This window comes from Pantoea eucrina (genome assembly GCF_002095385.1).
Lineage (GTDB): Bacteria > Pseudomonadota > Gammaproteobacteria > Enterobacterales > Enterobacteriaceae > Pantoea > Pantoea eucrina.
Genome location: NZ_MIPP01000056.1, coordinates 1 through 19,676, shown reverse-complemented (window position 1 = coordinate 19,676; position 19,676 = coordinate 1). Strand labels below are relative to the sequence as shown.

The 19,676-nt window shown below is 61.0% G+C and carries 14 protein-coding genes and 3 pseudogenes; 5 read left to right on the top strand and 12 right to left on the bottom strand.

Going from position 1 to position 19,676, the window contains the following annotated elements:
- Positions 1–5 precede the first annotated feature (5 nt).
- Positions 6–475: pseudogene (locus HA43_RS19460) on the top strand (HutD/Ves family protein).
- Here HA43_RS19460 and hutC read toward each other — a convergent pair.
- A complete protein-coding gene (hutC, locus tag HA43_RS17105) occupies positions 459–1,214 on the bottom strand; it encodes a histidine utilization transcriptional repressor HutC (RefSeq protein ID WP_039383392.1) in 756 nt (251 codons plus the stop codon). The pseudogene HA43_RS19460 and the gene hutC overlap by 17 nt on opposite strands.
- Before the next feature lie 318 nt (positions 1,215–1,532).
- Here hutC and hutH point away from each other — a divergent pair.
- From hutH to HA43_RS17090, 3 genes and pseudogenes are all read left to right on the top strand, one after another.
- Positions 1,533–3,085: pseudogene (hutH, locus tag HA43_RS17100) on the top strand (histidine ammonia-lyase).
- A gap of 10 nt (positions 3,086–3,095) precedes the next feature.
- On the top strand, positions 3,096–4,781 hold the full coding sequence (hutU, locus tag HA43_RS17095) for a urocanate hydratase (RefSeq protein WP_094112195.1): 1,686 nt from the start codon (positions 3,096–3,098) through the stop codon (positions 4,779–4,781).
- A gap of 170 nt (positions 4,782–4,951) precedes the next feature.
- Positions 4,952–6,109, top strand: coding sequence for a M20 aminoacylase family protein (locus HA43_RS17090; RefSeq protein WP_071669016.1), 1,158 nt, complete (start codon positions 4,952–4,954; stop codon positions 6,107–6,109).
- Positions 6,110–6,157: 48 nt separating this feature from the next.
- Here the strand turns inward: HA43_RS17090 and ybiB are convergent, their stop codons facing one another.
- The 4 genes from ybiB to HA43_RS17070 form a co-directional block, all read right to left on the bottom strand.
- Positions 6,158–7,126 (bottom strand): DNA-binding protein YbiB, encoded by a 969-nt coding sequence (gene ybiB / locus HA43_RS17085; RefSeq protein WP_039383385.1) that lies wholly within the window; start codon positions 7,124–7,126, stop codon positions 6,158–6,160.
- A gap of 71 nt (positions 7,127–7,197) precedes the next feature.
- On the bottom strand, positions 7,198–9,333 hold the full coding sequence (gene dinG, locus HA43_RS17080; protein ID WP_094112194.1) for an ATP-dependent DNA helicase DinG: 2,136 nt from the start codon (positions 9,331–9,333) through the stop codon (positions 7,198–7,200).
- Between the two features lie 92 nt (positions 9,334–9,425).
- The gene (locus HA43_RS17075; protein WP_039383382.1) at positions 9,426–9,941 is read right to left on the bottom strand and encodes a GNAT family N-acetyltransferase; all 516 of its coding nucleotides are present in this window, start codon (positions 9,939–9,941) and stop codon (positions 9,426–9,428) included.
- On the bottom strand, positions 9,938–10,501 hold the full coding sequence (locus tag HA43_RS17070; RefSeq protein ID WP_094112193.1) for a helix-turn-helix domain-containing protein: 564 nt from the start codon (positions 10,499–10,501) through the stop codon (positions 9,938–9,940). Before HA43_RS17070 ends, HA43_RS17075 begins: the two co-directional genes overlap by 4 nt.
- Before the next feature lie 151 nt (positions 10,502–10,652).
- Between HA43_RS17070 and HA43_RS17065 the strand changes: the two genes are divergently transcribed.
- On the top strand, positions 10,653–11,387 hold the full coding sequence (locus HA43_RS17065; RefSeq protein ID WP_039385767.1) for a MerR family transcriptional regulator: 735 nt from the start codon (positions 10,653–10,655) through the stop codon (positions 11,385–11,387).
- A gap of 169 nt (positions 11,388–11,556) precedes the next feature.
- On the opposite strand, the gene HA43_RS17060 is transcribed toward HA43_RS17065, so the two are convergent.
- The 7 genes and pseudogenes from HA43_RS17060 to HA43_RS17030 form a co-directional block, all read right to left on the bottom strand.
- On the bottom strand, positions 11,557–12,291 hold the full coding sequence (locus tag HA43_RS17060) for an ABC transporter permease (protein ID WP_039383378.1): 735 nt from the start codon (positions 12,289–12,291) through the stop codon (positions 11,557–11,559).
- Positions 12,288–13,223: an ABC transporter ATP-binding protein gene (locus HA43_RS17055; RefSeq protein ID WP_039383375.1), complete on the bottom strand. Its 936-nt coding sequence runs from the start codon at positions 13,221–13,223 to the stop codon at positions 12,288–12,290. The genes HA43_RS17060 and HA43_RS17055 overlap by 4 nt, the downstream gene beginning before the upstream one ends.
- Positions 13,216–14,382, bottom strand: a complete 1,167-nt coding sequence (locus tag HA43_RS17050; protein WP_094112192.1) for an ABC transporter permease — start codon at positions 14,380–14,382, stop codon at positions 13,216–13,218. Before HA43_RS17050 ends, HA43_RS17055 begins: the two co-directional genes overlap by 8 nt.
- Before the next feature lie 3 nt (positions 14,383–14,385).
- Positions 14,386–15,294 carry a glycine betaine ABC transporter substrate-binding protein OsmF gene (gene osmF / locus HA43_RS17045; RefSeq protein ID WP_071669013.1) on the bottom strand — a complete coding sequence of 303 codons (909 nt, stop codon included), beginning with the start codon at positions 15,292–15,294 and terminating at the stop codon, positions 14,386–14,388.
- Between the two features lie 160 nt (positions 15,295–15,454).
- Entirely contained in the window at positions 15,455–15,988 is a 534-nt protein-coding gene (idi, locus tag HA43_RS17040) for an isopentenyl-diphosphate Delta-isomerase (RefSeq protein WP_039383369.1), read from the bottom strand.
- Between the two features lie 202 nt (positions 15,989–16,190).
- Positions 16,191–18,085 (bottom strand): annotated as a pseudogene (locus HA43_RS17035) (methyl-accepting chemotaxis protein).
- A 207-nt stretch (positions 18,086–18,292) separates the two neighbouring features.
- Positions 18,293–19,402, bottom strand: coding sequence for a suppressor of fused domain protein (locus HA43_RS17030; RefSeq protein WP_039383365.1), 1,110 nt, complete (start codon positions 19,400–19,402; stop codon positions 18,293–18,295).
- Between the last annotated feature and the right edge of the window lie 274 nt (positions 19,403–19,676).

Here is a 19,676-nt window from a genome sequence, read left to right as displayed (position 1 = left end):
GCGAAATCGTCAGCTTTCCCCCCGGCGCGGCGGATTTCGCCTGGCGGGCCAGCATCGCCACGCTTGACGCCAGCGGCCCTTTTTCGCTGTTTCCTGGCGTGGATCGGGTGATTACCCTGCTGCAGGGCGACAGCCCGCTGCTGCAGAGCGGCGGGCTGACGCACCGGCTGCAGCCCTGTCAGCGTGGCGCTTCGCCGGAGAAGCCCCGGTGCAGGCGACAGTGCACGGCCGCTGCAGCGATTTCAATATCATGACCCGCCGCGACAGCTGGCGGGCGGAGGTCAGCATCCTGCAGCAGGCACAGCAGCAGAGCCGGCACGGGGTGGCGTATGTGTTAGCCGGTGCGTGGCAGTACGCCTCCGGCGAGGTCCTGCACCAGACGCAGGGGATCTGGTGGCTGGATGAGCCACTGACGCTGACACCGCAGAGCTGCGATGCCCTGCTGCTCTGGTGCCGGCTCAGCCGTGTCCTTTAAAACGTCCCAGCAGCTTATAGCGCGAGCCGGGATAGAGCAGCCGCGCATAGGTCACGATCTTACTGTCGCTCCACGTCTGCCGCCGAATCAATAAGCAGGGTTCGTGCTCCTCCAGCGCGAGATGCCTGCGCTGGCGCAAATCGGGCAGTACCGCCTCAACAATATGCTCGCCGGCGGTCAGCGGCGCGACCCGCATCAGATAGGTATAAGGGGTAACGCTGTGATAATCCTGCTTCAGGTAGTCCGGCGCCATCTGCGGGTTCACCAGACGATCTTCCAGCTGTACCGGCAGATCGTTTTCGTAATGCACCATCAGCGAATGAAACAGCGGCTGGCCGGTGCGCATCCCCAGCAGCGCCGCCTGCTCCGGATCCGCCCGCCCCTGCGTCAGGGTCAGGATCTGGCAGCGGTGCTGATGACCGCGCTGCGCAATCTCATCCGCAATATTGTGCACCTCCAGCATCGCCGTGTAGCCTTTCATCTCCGCGACAAAGGTGCCCACCCCCTGCATACGCAGCAGGTAGCCCTCGGCGGTGAGTTCACGCAGCGCGCGGTTGATGGTCATCCGGCTCACGCCCAGCTCGCTGACCAGCTCGCTCTCGGAGGGCACACGCTGCCTGGCTTTCCACTCTCCCGCGCGGATCTGGCTGATAATCGCCTGTTTGACGCGCTGGTAAATCGGTGCCGGTTCATCGCCCATTGCGGCGGCTAACTGCGCCAGTGCCGTTTGCTCGGTCATCTGCTGTTCCTTTCTGCTCTGAGAAGGAAAGTTTACTGTTCCGCCAGGCAGATGTATAGACATGCAGTAGTGCAGCGCAGCGGCTGCGGGTGCAGAGGCTGCTGCTTTAGCGTGCATCAAATTGGCTGATTAGCCTGCCTGCCCGCAGTGCGGCACATTTCACAAATTGCAGTGAAACTGGCATAGCGCTTGCTACTTGTATAGACAGGAATAACAAACCTGTGCTTCACTCGTTTTACCGCGGGTGAAGTAACCTGACGCATGGCGTTAAGAAGCGTGACTTTTCCCGCCACTTACTTGTATATACAGGAGTAGATCATGTCGCATGCACTGCAGGAAATCTGCCTGGAACCCGGTGAGGTGGATCTCGCGACCCTGCGCACTATCTATCAGCAGCCGGTGACGTTACAGCTGACGCCAGCGGCGCGCAGTGCTATTCACCGCGCCCATGCGACCGTCGACGATATCGTCGCGTCCGGCAGAGTGGTGTATGGCATCAATACCGGCTTTGGCAAGCTGGCACAGACGCAAATTCCCGCTGCCCGCCTGGCTGAGCTGCAGCGTAACCTGGTGCTGTCGCACAGCGTTGGCCTCGGCGATCTGCTGCCGGATAACGTCACGCGTCTGGTGGTTGCCAGCAAGATTATCAGTCTGGCGCGCGGTCATTCCGGCGTCCGTATTGAGCTGGTGGATGCCCTGCTGGCGCTGTTTAACGCTGGCGTTATGCCCTCTATTCCGGCCAAAGGCTCAGTGGGCGCGTCTGGCGATCTGGCTCCGCTGGCACACCTGTCGCTGATGCTGCTGGGTGAAGGCGAGGTGCGCATTGCCGGTGAACGGCGACCGGCAACGGAAGGCCTGGCGCGCGCCGGGCTGACGCCGGTTGTGCTCGGGCCAAAAGAGGGGCTGGCGCTGCTGAACGGGACCCAGGTCTCAACTGCTCTGGCGCTGCGCGGCCTGTTTGAAGCGGAAAATCTCTTTGCTGCTGCACTGATGGCGGGCGCGCTCTCGCTGGAGGCGATTAAAGGCTCGGTTAAACCCTATGATGCGCGCATTCATCAGGCGCGCGGCCAGCCTGGCCAGATCGCTGTCGCCGCCGCCGTCAGCTCGCTGCTCAGCGGCAGCGGGATCCTGCAGTCGCACACCCACTGCGGACGCGTCCAGGATCCCTACTCTGTCCGCTGCGTGCCGCAGGTGATGGGGGCCTGCCTTGATAATCTCAGCCACGCCGCGCGCGTCCTGCAGATTGAGGCCAATGCCGCCTCCGATAACCCGCTGGTTTTCAGCGACAGCGGTGAAGTGATCTCCGGGGGCAACTTCCACGCCGAGCCGGTGGCGTTTGCGGCTGACATTATTGCGCTCACCGTGGCCGAAATAGGCGCTATCTCCGAGCGCCGCCTGGCGCTGCTGCTCGACAGTACTCTCTCCGGCCTGCCACCTTTCCTGGTGCAGGATGGCGGCGTCAACTCCGGCTTTATGATTGCCAGGTGACCGCTGCCGCGCTGGCATCAGAAAACAAATCGCTGGCGCACCCTGGCAGCGTAGACAGCCTGCCTACGTCAGCGAATCAGGAAGATCACGTCTCTATGGCCACCTATGCAGCACGCCGTCTCGGGGAGATGTGTTTTAACACCGCTGCGGTGGTCGGCATTGAAGCGATGGCCGCAGCCCAGGGCATTGAGTTTCACCGGCCGCTGCAGAGTTCGGCCATTCTTGAACAGGAGATGCAGCGCATTCGCAGCAGGGTGGCGTTTCTTGCCAGCGACCGCCTGCTGGCACCCGATATCGAAGCGATGCGTCTGTGGGCTGCGGGCACGCAGTGGCCCGACGCGCTAATAACGTTGCTGCCGAGCCAGCGCCAGAACCAGCACTAAGGAGTGAATCATGAGCGAAACCCTGACGCAGGCCGTGGCCCGCGAAATCCGTGCCCCGCATGGCAGTGAACTGCACTGCGCTAACTGGCTTATCGAAGCGGCCTGGCGCATGATCCAGAATAACCTCGACCCCGATGTCGCCGAACGTCCGGACGATCTGGTGGTCTACGGCGGCATCGGCAAAGCCGCACGTAACTGGCCCTGTTTTGAGCAGATCCTGCGCTCGCTGCGCCTGCTGCAGCCGGATGAGACGCTGCTGATCCAGTCCGGTAAACCGGTGGGCGTATTCCGCACCCATGCCGACGCACCGCGCGTGCTGCTGGCTAACTCTAACCTGGTGCCGCACTGGGCGAACTGGGATCATTTTCATGAGCTGGATCGCGCCGGCCTGATGATGTATGGCCAGATGACCGCCGGCTCGTGGATCTACATTGGCGCCCAGGGCATTGTGCAGGGAACGTTTGAGACCTTCGCCGAAGCGGGCCGCCAGCACTATAACGGCGATCTTGCCGGTCGCTGGATCCTCACCGCAGGCCTCGGCGGCATGGGCGGCGCACAGCCGCTGGCCGGCGTGCTGGCGGGTGCCTGCGTATTAGCGATTGAGTGCCAGGAGTCGCGCATCGATTTTCGCCTGCGCACCCGCTATCTCGATCACAAAGCGCGTACGCTGGATGAGGCGCTGGCGCTGATTGAACAGGCCACGGCGGCAAAAGAGGCGATCTCTGTCGGCCTGCTGGGCAATGCGGCGGAGATCCTGCCGGAGCTGGTAAACCGCGCCCGCGCCGGCGGCATACGCCCCGATATCGTGACCGATCAGACTTCTGCGCACGATCCGGTCAACGGCTATCTGCCGCAGGGCTGGGAGGTGGCACGCTGGCAGGCGGAGCGCCAGCGCAATCCGAAAGGCGTTGAACAGGCGGCGCGCGCCTCCATGGCGGTGCACGTCCGGGCCATGCTCGATTTTCACCATATGGGCGTGCCGACCGTGGACTACGGCAATAATATCCGGCAGGTGGCGCTGGACGAGGGGGTCAGCAACGCTTTTGACTTCCCTGGTTTTGTTCCCGCCTATATCCGCCCGCTGTTCTGCGAGGGCAAAGGCCCGTTTCGCTGGGTGGCGCTCTCGGGCGATCCGGAAGACATTTATAAAACGGACGCAAAATTAAAGTCGCTGTTTCCGGATAACCTCAATCTGCATCGCTGGCTCGACATGGCGCAGGCGCGTATCGCTTTTCAGGGCCTGCCCGCCCGTATCTGCTGGCTCGGACTGGGCGAACGCCATCTGGCCGCGCTGGCGTTCAACGAGATGGTACGCAGAGGCGAGCTGAAAGCGCCGGTGGTGATTGGCCGCGATCATCTCGACTGCGGTTCGGTGGCATCGCCTAACCGCGAAACGGAAGCGATGCGCGACGGCTCGGACGCGGTCTCTGACTGGCCGCTGCTTAACGCGCTGCTGAATACGGCCGGTGGCGCCACCTGGGTCAGCCTGCATCATGGCGGCGGCGTCGGCATGGGTTTTTCCCAGCACGCCGGCGTCGTAATTGTCTGTGACGGTACGCCGGAGGCGGATGCACGGCTGGCGCGCGTTTTGTGGAATGACCCGGCCACCGGGGTAATGCGCCATGCCGATGCCGGCTACGCGCAGGCGCAGGCGTGCGCCGTGCGGCACGGGCTGAACCTGCCGATGCTAACGTAACGGCCGTTTACGCAGGGAAGCGTAGCCGCTATCAGGGAGGGTTGTATATTCCACAAGGATATAATCTATAGCAAAATTATTCCTTTTAGCGATAGACGCTCCGGCGACATATCACTACAGTGATGACTTATCCCCTGCGCTGGCGCGCGTTGCAAACGGAGCCCTCTGTTATGAGTCTGCCTGCTCTCCTGCTGGAAAATGCCCTTAACTGGCGTCATCAGTTACATCAACTGCCTGAGCTGGGCTATCAGGAACAGCAGACCAGCGAGCTGGTCGCCCGCGTACTGGAGCAGGCCGGGCTTCAGGTATTCCGCGGCATAGCGGGCACCGGCGTCATTGGTACGCTGGAGAACGGTCCGGGGCCGGTGATTGGGCTGCGCGCTGATATGGATGCGCTGCCGATCACAGAAAAAGGCAGCGCGGCGTGGAAATCGACCCGGCCCGGCGTGATGCACGCCTGCGGTCACGACGGCCATACCGCTATTCTGCTGGCCGCCGCCTGCCAGCTCGCCGCCACGCGCGATTTCAGCGGCACCATCCACTTTCTGTTTCAGCCCGCCGAAGAGAACCTCGGCGGCGCACGCCGCATGGTAGAAGAAGGTCTTTTCTCGCGCTTCCCTATGGATGCCGTCTATGCGATGCACAACTGGCCCGGACTGCCGCTCGGCACGCTGGCGGTGAATCCGGGGGCGATGATGGCGTCGCTCGACTCCTTTGAGATCACCCTTTCCGGCCGCAGCTGTCATGCGGCCATGCCGGAAAGCGGCGCCGATCCGATGGTCGTGGCGGCTGAGCTGGTGCTGGCGCTGCAGACCATCCCTTCACGCCGCCTTTCGCCGCTGGCGTCCGCCGTGGTGAGCGTGACGCAGATCCACGGCGGCGAGGCGATTAACGTCATCCCGGAGCAGATCACGCTGCGCGGCACGGTACGCTGTCTGCAGCCGGAGGTGCGCGAGCGGGTGCGCGGCCTGATTGAAGAGTTTGTGACCGCGCTGCCGCGACCGTTTGGCGTCAGCGGTGACATTCACTGGTATCCCGGCTATCCGGTGACCGCAAATCACCCTGCCCCGGCACAGCAGGTGCGCGAGGTGGCGGAGCAGATGCTGGGGGACGCGCAGGTAAAATGGGCGTGCAGCCCGTCGATGGCGTCAGAAGATTTCGCCTGTATGCTGGAAGCCTGTCCGGGCGCCTACTTCTGGCTGGGCGCCGACGGCGAGGTGCCTTCTGCGCCGCTGCATAACGCCAGCTACGATTTTAATGATGCGCTGCTGCCGGTGGGGATTACTTTCTGGCAGAAACTGGTGGAGAGCGTACTGGCGAAACGCTGAGCCGCTGCCGTCTGCTAAACCGGGTGCGCAGCACGCCCTGCACCGCGCTTACATGCCCGCCTGCTGCAGCCTGATCTCAGCAGCAGATAAGTTTGCCGCTTCACCCGTTGCCACCAGGCAGCAGGCGAGCTGCAGCCGCAGCGACTGCGGCACGGCACGCGTGCCGTTCAGCACCTCATCACTCCAGCGCGCGGTGGTTTCAGCCTGTTTGTTCTCCGGCAGCGCTTCCACACGCTCCGGCTGCCGCTCAACCCAGATCTGCGCCTCACCCGCTGCGCCGGCAATATAGTTGATCGCCGGACAGCGCAGCGGACTGGCATACACCTCGCCTTCCGTGCCGTTGAGCAGAATAGCGGGCGCGTCTATCGCCTGGAAAAATGCGCCGACGCGCGGCACATATTCAGGATGCGACACGCTGGCAAGACGCAGCGCGGCGCGTTCGGCAAACGGCGTGGCCAGCTTTGCCAGCGTATGCGCACTGTTGCGTACGCCCATCCGCCAGCGCAGCGCCAGCTGTCTGGCCACAGGCGGACAGAGGTTATCGATGGTGATAAACGCCAGCTCGCCGTTATCCAGCGCTGCCTGCGCCTGCGCGGCGGTCGTTACCGCCGCGATGCCTGATGCGGCAAGCACCGCTTCACTGGTTACGCGCGTGGCGTCTTCGCTGACGCCGTGCAGCAGCACCGGAAAGCCCAGTTTTACCAGCAGCCGCGCCAGCAGCGGCGTCAGATTGCCCTGACGGCGCGCGCCGTTATAGCTGGGGATCACAATCGGCATCGGCCGGCCGGCCGGCGCCTGCAGCCGCAGCATACGCTGTTGCATGGCGTGATAGAAACCGCGCATCTCCGCTTCTCCTTCGCCTTTAATCCGCAGCGCAATCAGGATCGCACCCAGCTCCAGCTCCGGCACCTCGTCTGCCAGCATGGCGCTGTAGAGCGCCACCGCAGTGTCGAAATCGATATCGCGCGCATGGTTTTTACCGCGCCCGATCTCTTTAATAATTTTATTCAGTTCCATAGTTACGCTTCCTGCTTTCTGGGCGCGCCGCAGTGCGGCGGCCGGAACGAGTAGCCGCTCAGCGCGGCTACTCAGGCTTTTCGTTTGCGCCTGGCGCTTTTTTGCTCTTCCGGCACCGCAGGCTGCTCGATCGGAAACACCGGCAGCGCCGCCAGCAGCCGGCTACCGTAGCTTTTGCTGAGCAGACGGCGATCGTAGATCACAATCTCACCAAAACAGTGATGACTACGGATCAGGCGCCCGACCTGCTGTATCAGCGTAAACGAGGCGCTGGGCAGGCTCTGGACTTCAAACGGATAGCGGCGCAGGCTTTTCAGCCACTCGCCTTCGGTCAAAATTACCGGACTGTCTACCGGCGGGAAAGCGATTTTATGAATATGCACCTGCGACAGCAGATCGCCTTTAAGATCGAGCCCTTCGGCAAACGACTGCAGGCCCACCAGAATGCTGCTGTTTCCTGCGGCCACCCGTTCGCGATGCAGCGTCACCAGCCGGGAGCGCGGCTGATCGCCCTGCACCAGCATCGTGAGACGCAGCTCCGGCAGCTGCGCAACAAACTGCTGCATCGCCCGTCCGCTGGCAAACAGCACCAGCACGCCTTTATGTTCCCCTTCCGCCATCTGCTGGCGGAAAAAGCGCGCCATTTCGGCGATGTGCTCAGCTTCGTTTGCCAGCAGCGGCTCATAGCGCATCTGCGGGATCACCAGCTTGCCCTGGTCGACATGATTGAACGGAGAATCGAGCGCCACGAAACGATCGCCCGCTTTCTCACTCAGTCCCGACATCTCCTGCAGGCGGCTGAAGCTGCTGAGCGAACGCAGCGTGGCTGATGTCACGACCACATGCGGAATTTTACGCCACAGCAGCTTCTCCAGCTGGTCGCTGACGCGGATCCCGGCGCAGTGAAACAGCAGGTGCACCTGCCCCTCGCGCAGTTCACGCGTAACCCATTTAGAGACCGGCGCGTTTGAGGCTTTTTCCATCGCCGCCAGCCGCCAGAGTTTACTGATGGCTTCAAACCAGCCAAAGTGCCGGTTGAGCTGCAGAATCGCTTTATGCAGGCGCATAATATCCGCCTTACCGGTCTGCTCGCCCAGCTCATTCAGCAGCCCCTCACTCAGACCGCGCAGCGCGTCGCTAAGCTTAAACAGTCGCGCACAGAGCGTGAGCAGCGCTTCCGGCAGCTCCCCCAGCACAAAACGAAACTCACCCGGCTGATTATCGGGCGGCAGCAGCGGATTGAGCGCCTGGCTCAGCGCCTGCAGCAGCTCGCGCATCTCTTCGCAGTGCTGTTTGAGCCGTTCAGGATTGGTCAGCGGCGGGGGGGATTTGGGGCGGAACTGCGCCATGATCGTCTCCACCAGCCGTATGAAGAGATCGAGCTGCAGCCCGCTCCAGCCTGGCGTGATCTCGGCGCTCATCTCCAGCGCGTCACGCGCCACTTCCGGCAGATGGTGGCCCTCATCCAGTACCAGCATCAGATGCTTTGCCGGCGGCAGCACCGACTCATTTTCCATAGCTGCCATTACCAGCGCATGGTTTGCGACGACGACGTCAGCCTGTTCAATCTCGCGCCGGGCGACAAAAAAGGGACATTCACGATACCAGCGGCAGTGGTGAGCCAGACAGTTGGCTTTATCGGTCGAGAGGCGCCGCCACAGGCTGTCATCGATCGCCTTCTCCGCGTGATCGCGCAGGCCATCCCATATATGGCGGCTGAGATCTTTATCCAGCCCGGAACAGATTTTCTGCTCCTCTTTTGAGCCGGTCACCGCCTCTTCATCCAGATAGAACAGCAGGTCGCCCTGCTGATCGTCGCTGGCGGCCAGCGCGGCCAGATTACGCGGGCAGACATAGCGTCCGCGGCCAAAGGCCGCCGTAAAGGTGAGATCGGGGATGATCTTTTTCAGCAGCGGGAGATCTTTGGTGAAAATCTGATCCTGCAGCGCCACGTTAGCTGTGCTGATCACCAGCCGTTTTTCATCGGCACGGCTTACCGCAATGCCGGGGATCAGATAAGAGAGCGTTTTACCCACGCCGGTAGGGGCTTCAATAGCCAGATGGCGCCCCTCATCGCCCGCCAGACTTTTTGCCACTTCGGCAATCATCTGGCGCTGCGGCGCGCGCGGGATAAAGTCAGGAACCTGCTGCTGCAGCGCCTTATACCATTGCGCAATCTGGCTTTTAATCGCTGCTGTCAGAGCCATAATTATTACTGTTGAGTTAATCCGGCCTGTATTTTTACACAGTAATCTGGCAGCGTCAGCCTCAGCGCATCTTTTTTCGCACCCGCTGTCCGTTACAGCAGTTTGTACATCAGGGTGGTCGCCTCCATAACCCCTTCCGTTGAGCAGGCATAGTGCGGTATCTCTCCGGCGCTCTGCCAGCCCAGAGAGAGATAGAGCTGGCTGGCCACGTCTCCGCTGCGGGTATCCAGCACCAGCAGCGTTTTTTTCTGCGCCCGGGCCAGGTCTTCCGCCTGCAGCATCAGCTGACGCGCAATGCCCTGCCGTCGACGCTGCGGGTGCACCAGCAGCTTGCTGATTTCTGCGCGGTGATAACCGTTAGGCATCGGGCTGCCGCTTAGTGTTACGGTCGCCACCGGGATCTGATCCTGCCAGGCCACCAGCAAAATATGGCTTTCATCTGCCAGCGCAGCGGCTCTCGCCTGCCAGAAGCGCTCTATAACCTGCCGATCGCCGGCGTCGGTAAAGCCCACGCTGGCACCGTCTGCGACACAGGCCTGCAGCAGATCGCTCAGCGGAGCGATAGCGTGTGCTGCGCTGGCAGCAGTAAGCTGAGAAAACGTGATCATGGTTTGCATACCGCCAGAATATAGCGGGCGCCCGCTTGCGCATCGGCGCTGAAGGCGGAGCGTCCCGTCAGGTGAAAACGCAGGCAATCGCCGGCAGCCAGCGTCCAGCGCTGCTGCTCCATCACAATCGTTAAGCCGCCGCTCTGCAGCCAGATATGCTGCTCAAGCCCCTGAAGGGGAGGCGTGTCATAGTAAATATGTGCGCCTGGCGGGAGTACCCCTTCAATCAATTCTGTTTTAAACTGCCTTGCGGGAGGAGAAAGGGTGCGACGCTGAAAGCCGCTATCGGGATCGCGCCAGCAGGTTTGCTGGTCAGCTTTTATCAGCAGCAACGTCTCATCTTCGACCTCCTGCAACAGACGTGACATTGTCACGCCATAAGCACGACATAACCGGTTAAGCAATGCTGCGGTAGGACTGGTCTCAGCGCGTTCAATGCGCGACAATGAGGCCCGGCTGATGCCTGTCGCCTGAGCGAGTTCATCCAGCGACCAGCCCTGCTGTTCGCGAAGCTCAGCGAGCCGCAGCGCCAGCCGGTTATCCGTTTCAGTTACTGACATAGTGCCCTCTCAGATATGAGAAATCGCTCTCTTATTTGAGAATTAACCGAAAATCGGGAAAAAACTCAAGTTGTACAATAAAATAAAGATTGTACAAGGCAGCCCCGACGGTTAAGGTGTTTTTATGCAGGTCGCAATATTTGAGGACATTATGGCCTTATACAGTATCGGCGATGTTGCCGAGCGCTGTGGAATAAACCCGGTAACACTTCGCGCCTGGCAGCGACGTTACGGTCTGTTAAAGCCTCAGCGCACCGAAGGTGGTCATCGACAATTTGATGATGAAGATGTTCAGCGTATCGAAGAGATTAAACGCTGGATAGAGAGCGGCGTGCCCGTCGGTAAAGTAAAAGCGCTGCTTGAGGGTGAAACGGTCAACGTGCACGACGGCTGGACTGCGCTGCAGGAAGAGCTGATGAGCGTGTTGCGCCACGTCCGCGCGTCAAAGCTGCGCACCAAGATTGCCACCATCGGTCGTGAGCATCCGATTGATGCACTGATCGATCACGTTTTTGTGCCGGTACGCCAGCGTCTGGGTCTCGATCAAAACACTGCCCGCACGATGTGCAGCCTGCTGGACGGCGCTATCATCGATTACGTCGCGTTTTGTCTGGCGGGTGCCCGCAAAAAACCAGGTAAAGATGCGCTGATTATCGGCTGGGCCGTGGAAGATCGCACCCGAATCTGGCTGGAAGCCTGGCGTCTGGCACAGCACGGCTGGCGCATGGATGTGCTGGCTGAACCGCTGGATATGCCGCGCCCTGAGCTCTTTCCGGGACAGCATCTGTTTATCTGGACCGGGAAACGGCCAACGCGGCGTCAGCAGGAGCAGTTTGAACACTGGCAGGCGCAGGGGTTTTCCATACAGATGCACGAACCGGCTTAATGTAAAACCGCACGTCAGGCCTTTTTCCTCTGCCGGGCGCGCGTTATCATGCCTGACTCACGGCATTAATCAGGTACTGCAATGAACTGGAATAAAATTTTTATCGGTACGCTGTTCGCCATCATGGCGATAGGCGGTATGGGTGGCATGATGCTGGTAGGCTACAGCCTTATTCTGCATACCCGGTAAACCAGCGCTGCACCCGCTCCAGCAGCCGGTCGCAGATCAGCGCCAGCAGCGCAACCAGTATGGCTCCCTGAATGACATAGGCGGTGTTAAAGCCGCTCAGACCAATGATAACGGGCGAACCCAGACTGGCCGCGCCTACCGTTGACGCGATAGCCGCAGTCCCGATATTGATCATCACCGATGTGCGTATACCCGCCATCATCACCGGCGCAGCCAGCGCCAGTTCAATCTGCCAGAGGCGCCGCCACGGCCCCATGCCAAGCCCGGTTGCGATCTCCCGGTTACTGGCCGGCACGCTCTCAATACCCGCCAGCGTCCCCTGCAATACCGGCAGTACGCCATAAAGAAACAGCGCGACAATTGCAGGCGTTGCGCCAAATCCCATCACCGGTACGGCAATCGCTAACACCGCAACCGGCGGAATGGTCTGTCCTGCCGCAGCCAGCGTCTCAAGCGTTGGCCGGAACGCCTCGCCAGCGCGGCGCGTGGCAAAAATTGCTCCGCCCACGCCCACAATCGTTGCCAGCAGGGTGCCGCTGGCGACCAGCCAGAGATGGGCCAGCGTCAGACGCCAGAAGCTCTCCTGTTGATAGAGCGGACGCTCCAGCCGGGGAAACCACCAGGCAAACAGCGCTTCACTGTGCGGTAATCCCCACAGCAGCAGTAAAAACAGCGCAATCAGCCAGCTAAGCGGCTCGCGTAACAGGCGCTTCATTGCGCCTCCCGCGGGCGCAGCAGATCGCTGAAATGCAGCACGCCCACCCGCTGCTGCTGCTGATCCACCACCGGTAAGGTATCGGTCCCGCGCGCGATAAACTGCGACAGCGCTTCACGCAGCGACAGCGCAGCGGTAATAGGCTCGGCATCAACCCATTCGCCGCGGCGCGCCATGCTGCCCGCCTGCCCCAGCGCCAGCAGCCGCACGCCCAGCTCGCTGCGGCCAAAAAAGTTGCGGACAAAGTCGCTGGCGGGCTGCGTCAGCAGCGTAACCGGTGCGCCCTGCTGCACAATCTTACCGTTATCCATCAATACCAGCTGGTCAGCCAGCGTCAGCGCCTCATCAATATCGTGCGTCACTAGCACGATGGTGCGGCCGGTAAGCCGCTGAATGCGCAGCATCTCCTGCTGCAGCGCCTGGCGGTTTACCGGATCGAGCGCCCCGAAAGGCTCATCCATCAGCAGCAGTTCCGGATCGGCAGCCAGCGCGCGCGCTACCCCTACCCGCTGCTGCTGCCCGCCGGAAAGCTGATGCGGATAGCGGGTCGCCAGCCGGGGATCGAGATTCAGCAGTGCCAGCAGCTCTGCCACCCGTGCCGCAATTTTCTGTGCGGGCCAGCCCAGCAGCGATGGCACGGTGGCGATGTTTTTCGCCACGCTCCAGTGCGGGAATAAGCCGATTGACTGAATGGCGTAGCCGATGCGCCGGCGCAGTGCGCGGACGTTCATCTGGCCGATAGGCTCGCCCGCAAAGCGGATCTCGCCGCTGTCATGCTCCACCAGCCGGTTGATCATCTTCAGCAGGGTCGATTTACCGGAGCCGGATGTGCCGATCAGAACCGTAAAACTCCCCTGGCCGATCTGCAAAGAGAGATCGGAAATCGCCGTTTTACCGGCAAACTGTTTGCTCACGTTATGAAATTCAATCATCTTTTCTCTCCAGCAGCGCGGACAGCAGCCGCAGCAGCGCATCACAGAGTACCGCCAGCGCCACTACCGGGATCACCCCCAGCAGAACCAGATCCAGCGCGCTGCTCAGCAATCCCTGAAAGACGATAGCCCCAAAGCCGCCGGCACCAATCAGCGCCGCCACGACTGCCAGACCCACGGTTTGCACCACCACCACCCGCAAACCGGCAAGCCAGACCGGTAGCGCCAGCGGCAGCTCCGCCTGCCAGAACTGCTGTCCGGAACTCATGCCCATGGCGCGTGCGGTTTCGCGTACTTCAGGCGGCACCTGCTCCAGCCCGGCCACCACGCTGCGTACCAGCGGCAGCAGCGCATAGAGCACCAGCGCAATCAGCGCCGGCGCCATACCGATACCGCTGATGCCAAAACGGCCGAGTACGGGAAAATGTGCAGCCAGCCCGGCCAGCGGCGCAATAAGCAGGCCGAAGAGCGCCACAGAGGGAATGGTCTGGATAAGATTCAGCAGGCTGAATACCGGCCGCTGCCAGCCAGGACGGCGCGCAATGGCCAGCCCCAGCGGCACTCCCGCCAGCAGCACCGGCACCAGCGTACCGCAGACCAGCAGCAGGTGCTGGCTAAAGGCCGCATGGAACGTGGTGCTGCGGCTGGCATACTCTTTCAGCAGCGACAGCTGATCCAGCCAGCCGGTCAGTAAAAGCAGCAGCGGCAGCACGCCGGTCTGCAGATTCAGCAGAATGCGCCAGACAGCCTGCCGGTTTATTGCTCTGATCGCTTCTGCTGCCAGCAGCAGCGATAATCCGGCCGCACACCATAAACCGCTGCCAAACGCCGTGCGCGCCAGCGGCGAACTGCTGCGCGCCAGCTCGCTGGCACCGCTGCCGCCGAGGCCGATAAGCAGTGCAAACAGACCCTGCGCGCCCAGCAGGGTTAGCAGAGCCGTACGCCGGCCCGGCGGCCCGAACAGGCTCAGCCAGAGCAGCGCGATCGGCAGCGCCAGCCAGCCGGCGTGCGCAACCTGCCACACCATCAGCGGCTCGCCCGATACCAGCCGGTTAGCCGCAAAGCGCAGAAATGGCAGCGTCAGCAGCGTCAGCGTGATAAGCGCCGTCAGCAGCAGCGTGACCGGCTGACGGCCGGGGCGCAGCAGCAGCTGTCGCACCTTTTACAGCAACTTGTTCTGCTGCAGCCACGCGGTTGCGACCTGGCTGGCATCCTGCCCTTCTACCGCAATCTGCGCATTAAGCTGCTGCAGCGTTTTTTCATCCAGCTTGCTGAACACCGGCTGCAGCCACTCTGCCATCTGCGGATACTGCTTCAGTACCGCTTCACGCACGACCGGCGCCGGCGCATAGATTGGCTGTACGCCTTTGGGATCGCTCAGCGTCTGCAGACCCAGCGCCGCGACCGGGCCATCCGTTCCGTACGCCATCGCCGCATTGACGCCAGAGGTTTTCTGCGCCGCGGCTTTAATGGTGACCGCCGTATCGCCGCCTGCCAGCGAAAGCAGCTGCGACTGATTGAGTTTGAAGTTATACGCTTTTTCAAACGCCGGCAGGGCATCACCGCGTTCAATAAATTCCGCAGAGGCAGCCAGTTTGAACGTGCCGCCCTGTTTCAGATACGCGCTGAGATCGTCAAGCGAGTTCAGCTTATTCTGCTGCGCCACGTCGCCACGCACGGCGATGGTCCAGGTGTTATTGGCGGGTGCCGGCGTCAGCCAGATAAGATGATTCTTCTCTGCATCGAGCTGTCTGACTTTCTCATAACCCTGCTGCGCATTTTTCCACGCGCTCGCTTTTTCATCGTTAAAAAAGAAAGCGCCGTTGCCGGTATATTCCGGATAGATATCCAGCTCGCCCGCGACGATGGCACCGCGAACAACCTGCGTATTGCCGAGCTGAATTTTGTTGACGGTTTTGACCCCGTGCTTATTGAGCACCTGCAGAATAATATTGCCCAGCAGCGAGCCTTCTGTATCGATTTTCGACCCGACCTTGACCGCATCGGCGGCGTGCGCCGCGCCCATGCTCAGCGACAGGGCAATCAGCCCCAGTAACCCCTGTTTAATCATGATGTTTTCCTTATGCCCTGTTTAGCACCCGGTGATAAACAAGCGTAGCCTGGCGCAGCAGGCGACGGGAAAAAAGCGCAGATTTTACGTCTGTTTTGTTAAGCCGGGCAAAAATTGCCCCGCACAGAAGGCGCGAGGTGTGTCCGGAGAGAGGGGCGTGTCAGGCGGTGAGGCGAAAGTCACCCAGCGTATGCGGAATACGCGGGAAGGTGTGCAGAAACCATGGCGTAAACTGTTCCGGCTCGGTCTCCATCTGCTGCTGGATCTGCCCGACTGAACGGTAGCACCAGGCGTCCGCTTCTTCCGGGTTCAGCACCGGCTCTTCATCGCTGATGGCAAAGAAGACGTGTCCATACTCATGTTCAATCAGGCCGTTACTGAGCGGCAGGTTGTAGCTCAGCTCAAATACCGGCGTCAGCGCCAGGTTCAGTCCCATCTCTTCACGCAGACGGCGCTCAGCGGCATCGAGCGTCGGCTCCTGCGGAAACGGATGACTGCAGCAGGTATTACTCCAGAGTCCGCCGCAGTGGTATTTGCTGCTGGCACGCCGCTGCAGCAGCAGCTCATGACGCGAATTAAACACGTAAACCGTTACTGCACGATGCAGTAAGCCTTTTTCATGCACTTCCAGCTTTTCCATCTTGCCGGTGGGACGATCGAGGTGGTCAACAAGAATAACTTCTATGGCAGGCATGAGGGCTCCTTCAGAAAAATCCCTGCTATTGTACACAATCGCCGTGGCAGCAGCGGAGAAAAAGGCGCACGTTTCGTGCGCTGGCGCGGTAAAAAATAAGCTTAGCAGGCATAATCTGAATCGGCGAAGAAGAAGGTATGCAGAGGTAAAGCACAATGAGATTGCGGCAGCCTGTAAGCCGCCGCAATAGTGATGAGTGCGGTTATAGTCTGAAGCTCTGCACCACCTGTTCCAGCTGCACGCTCTGCTCCTCCATTGCACGCGCGGCTGAAGAGACCTGCTCTACCAGCGCGGCGTTCTGCTGCGTGCTGCCATCCAGCTGCGTGATCGCGACGTTAACCTGATCGATACCCATGCTCTGCTCACGGCTGGCGGACATAATTTCGCTCATCAGGGTGGTGACGCTGCTGACGCCCTGCATCAGCTCATCCATGGTCTGTCCCGCCTGCTCAACCAGCTGGCTGCCGGTATCAATATTTGCCACTGACTCTTCAATCAGCTTTTTAATCTCGCGCGCTGAGTTAGCTGAGCGCTGCGCAAGGTTGCGTACTTCTGAGGCCACCACCGCAAAACCGCGCCCCTGCTCTCCGGCGCGCGCCGCTTCAACCGCCGCGTTCAGGGCCAGAATGTTGGTCTGAAACGCGATGCTGTCGATGACGCTGATGATATCGACGACTTTACGCGATGAGTGGTGGATCTCCCCCATAGTGGTCACGACCTGACGCACCACTTCACTGCCGCGCGCCGCCACGGTGGCTGCGCCGTCAGCCAGCTGATTGGCGTGGGTGGCGTTATCGGCGTTTTGGCGCACGGTGCCGGTCAGCTCCTCCATTGAGGCTGCCGTCTCGACAATGGAGCTGGCCTGCGATTCGGTGCGCGCAGAGAGATCGGCGTTGCCGCTGGCAATTTCGCGCGAGGCCGCCGTGATCGCCAGCGCGCTGTCGCCCACCTGACGCATCAGCCCCTGCAGGTAGCTGATGAACTGGTTAAAGCTCTCAGCCACGGCGTTAAATTCCGGGCTATTGCTGGCAGGCAGGCGCTGTGTGAGGTCGCGCCGCCGGTTGAGAGTGCTTCAATATTTTTGTGCAGCACGCCCAGACGCTTCATCATTGCGCGGACAAAGCCCAGCGATACCAGCAGCAGAATAATAGCCAGCGGGATCTGTACCACGCCCAGCCGCGTCAGCATACTGTGCGTCTGTGCATCCAGCAGGCTGGAGGGGACGTCGCTGGCGAGATACCACGGGCTGCCGGGGATCGCCTGCAGGAACAGCGTATGCTCACCATCCTCACCGCTAAACGTTGTCTGCGCCGGCTCGCTCCCCGCCTGCGTCAGCAGCGACTTCAGCGCAGCGGCCATCGGCAGCCGGGTATCGCTCAGGTTTTCCAGCTTTGGCGCACCGTCCAGCAGCGCCGCGTTCCCGACCACTTTGCCATCCGCTTCAACAATCAGCACGCGGCCTTTAATGGCGTCACCCATCTGCTTCGCCAGCTGATTAAAAAAGCCCAGCGTGACATCGATTGTGGCGACGCCCCAGACGCTGCCGTCGCGATAGATAGCCATCGCACAGTTGGTACGCGGCTGCGGGCTGGCCGCATCCTGATAGGCTTTGGCCCAGGCGCACTGCCCTTTTGCTGCGGCTATACCTGCTTTGTACCACGGCTGCTCCCAGTACTTATCGGCCGCATCAGAGTTCCAGTAAGTATTGACCTGCAGCTGATTGCTGGCGTTGCGCGCAAAGAAGGTGCTGTCTTTCTCTTTTGCCGGATCGCGCCGGTTCGGCAGCGGCCAGATCCCGCCGCCAAATACGTTGCTGTCCTGGTACTGGTTTACCAGCGCCGGCAGCAGCGTCTCTATCGTTGCGCTCTCCATCACGCCCGCTGCTTCCGTTATCGCCCGCTGCTGCGCCTGAACCCGGTTCATCTGTTCAACAATGCGTCCGGCCAGACCATCAACTTCATAGCGCACCAGGCGGCTCTCATTCTGACTCAGCTGCGGTGCGATAAACTGATTGATCACCAGTACAGTGACCAGCATCAGCACAACAAAAAATGCGACCAGCGTCGCGGTAAAACGGGATTGTGTCGTTTTAAACATTCGGATGCCCTTACCCTGGTTGGCGAGTTGCCTGATCGAGGTTAACGGCGTGTTAATGGGGAACTTGAGAGGCGCGGGATCACAAAAAAAGCAAATAGTTGAATCGGGTGACTATTTTTACAGGGTAGGAATAACCGGCGATAAGCAGAGCGGAGAATTGCCTGCCTGAAGACAGCGCGCCCCTCTTCACAGAAGAAGGGCGGGCGTTTACTGAGGCGGCGCCACCACCTCCTGACGCGGACGGAAGATATGGCTGTTGCCCTCCGCCAGCAGCCGCTGAAGCAGCTGCTGTCCGCCCTGTTCATCCGACTGCGCAAAGTGGCGTTCCGCTTCGGTGATCGGCGTCGCCCAGAGCAGTTCCGGCCGATCGCCGTCGCGCTTCGGCAATCGCAGCGACACCGCCTCCGGTGCCAGCGCGTTAGCCAGCAGAAAGCTTTCAAAGCCGACCGGCGCCACTTCAGATGCCAGCGTATGCCCTTCGCCAATCCACGTCAGCCGCGCCCACGGCAGATGGGCAAACTCAGCCAGCGCGCTCGCCATCTGCACCGCGTTGGCCTCGGTCATCACCTCGCCATCTACCGCCAGCGCCAGCTCAACCCGCCGGTACTGGGGAGCCAGCTCTTCAAACAGATAATCGACCTGCGGCATCGGACGAATGCTCATTCCCAGCGTGACAAAATACCAGACGCCGTTATGCCAGTGCTGAGAAAGCGCCATCGGCGGCCAGCTGCCCTGATCGATAGCATAATATTTGACCGACTCACCCCACCGCGCCTGGTAGACCTGCAGCATTTCATGCTGGATTTTTTCCCACTGCTGGTCGTCGTGCCAGTCGCGCCAGAAGTGACGCTGCTGCTCAGCACGCGCATAGTATTCATTGGTGGAGGCGGAACCCAGCGGCGCCGTCAGGCGGTTTTTCCTGATACAGCCGGCTGAGAAGCTGACCTGTTTGCTCTGATAGAGGCTCCAGCCGGGGATCACCGCCAGCAGCTGGCCGTAGTACCACAGGGCAGCACCGGTATCATCCGGCTCCCACAGTACCTGCAGGCCTGCGGGATCGAGCATCGGCTCCGCCTCCAGCGTGCGGCAATACTCTGCGCTCAGCAGCGGCGCGATCCCCTGCTCCATCGCTTCGCGATCTTCCTCTGCCGGTGCCGGCAGAAGGTTGCGCAGCCAGCAGCCGCGAACAGCGTACTGGCTGCGAAACAGGTCGTTGGGCCAGATATAAAAATAGGCGGTGCGCGCATCCTGTTCGACGATCGCGGTTAAAGTATGTTGCTGATTCGGCACCTCAGCAATCAGAGGGTAACTGGTCATAACGCCTCGACAATGCCTGGAGGGATCCATTTTCCCCGAGAATAGAGCAGGATCGGCACTCGCGCCATGTGAGACAAGGGTAAAACTCTCAAAGTGCGGCTGCGCTCGCGCTGAGCGTCTGGCTTTGCTTCAGCGGTAGCGGGCGTCACGCCCCATACGCTGCATCGCCCGTGACCAGGCGCCGCGCTGTATCGACCAGCGCAGCAGGCGCGCCAGCAGCAGCATCTGCCGGTCGGTGCGCCACTGCGTCAGCGGGCTGACCGGGCGCTGCAGC

Bases quoted from the DNA above. Each gene is read 5' to 3' on its own strand.
- hutC (WP_039383392.1), bottom strand. From the start codon at position 1,214: ATGACCGAGCAAACGGCACTGGCGCAGTTAGCCGCCGCAATGGGCGAT.
- dinG (WP_094112194.1), bottom strand. From the start codon at position 9,333: ATGGCTCTGACAGCAGCGATTAAAAGCCAGATTGCGCAATGGTATAAG.
- HA43_RS17090 (WP_071669016.1), top strand. From the start codon at position 4,952: ATGAGTCTGCCTGCTCTCCTGCTGGAAAATGCCCTTAACTGGCGTCAT.
- hutU (WP_094112195.1), top strand. From the start codon at position 3,096: ATGAGCGAAACCCTGACGCAGGCCGTGGCCCGCGAAATCCGTGCCCCG.
- HA43_RS17060 (WP_039383378.1), bottom strand. From the start codon at position 12,291: ATGAAGCGCCTGTTACGCGAGCCGCTTAGCTGGCTGATTGCGCTGTTT.
- HA43_RS17070 (WP_094112193.1), bottom strand. From the start codon at position 10,501: ATGTCAGTAACTGAAACGGATAACCGGCTGGCGCTGCGGCTCGCTGAG.
- HA43_RS17030 (WP_039383365.1), bottom strand. From the start codon at position 19,402: ATGACCAGTTACCCTCTGATTGCTGAGGTGCCGAATCAGCAACATACT.
- HA43_RS17065 (WP_039385767.1), top strand. From the start codon at position 10,653: ATGGCCTTATACAGTATCGGCGATGTTGCCGAGCGCTGTGGAATAAAC.
- ybiB (WP_039383385.1), bottom strand. From the start codon at position 7,126: ATGGAACTGAATAAAATTATTAAAGAGATCGGGCGCGGTAAAAACCAT.
- osmF (WP_071669013.1), bottom strand. From the start codon at position 15,294: ATGATTAAACAGGGGTTACTGGGGCTGATTGCCCTGTCGCTGAGCATG.
- HA43_RS17055 (WP_039383375.1), bottom strand. From the start codon at position 13,223: ATGATTGAATTTCATAACGTGAGCAAACAGTTTGCCGGTAAAACGGCG.
- HA43_RS17075 (WP_039383382.1), bottom strand. From the start codon at position 9,941: ATGATCACGTTTTCTCAGCTTACTGCTGCCAGCGCAGCACACGCTATC.
- idi (WP_039383369.1), bottom strand. From the start codon at position 15,988: ATGCCTGCCATAGAAGTTATTCTTGTTGACCACCTCGATCGTCCCACC.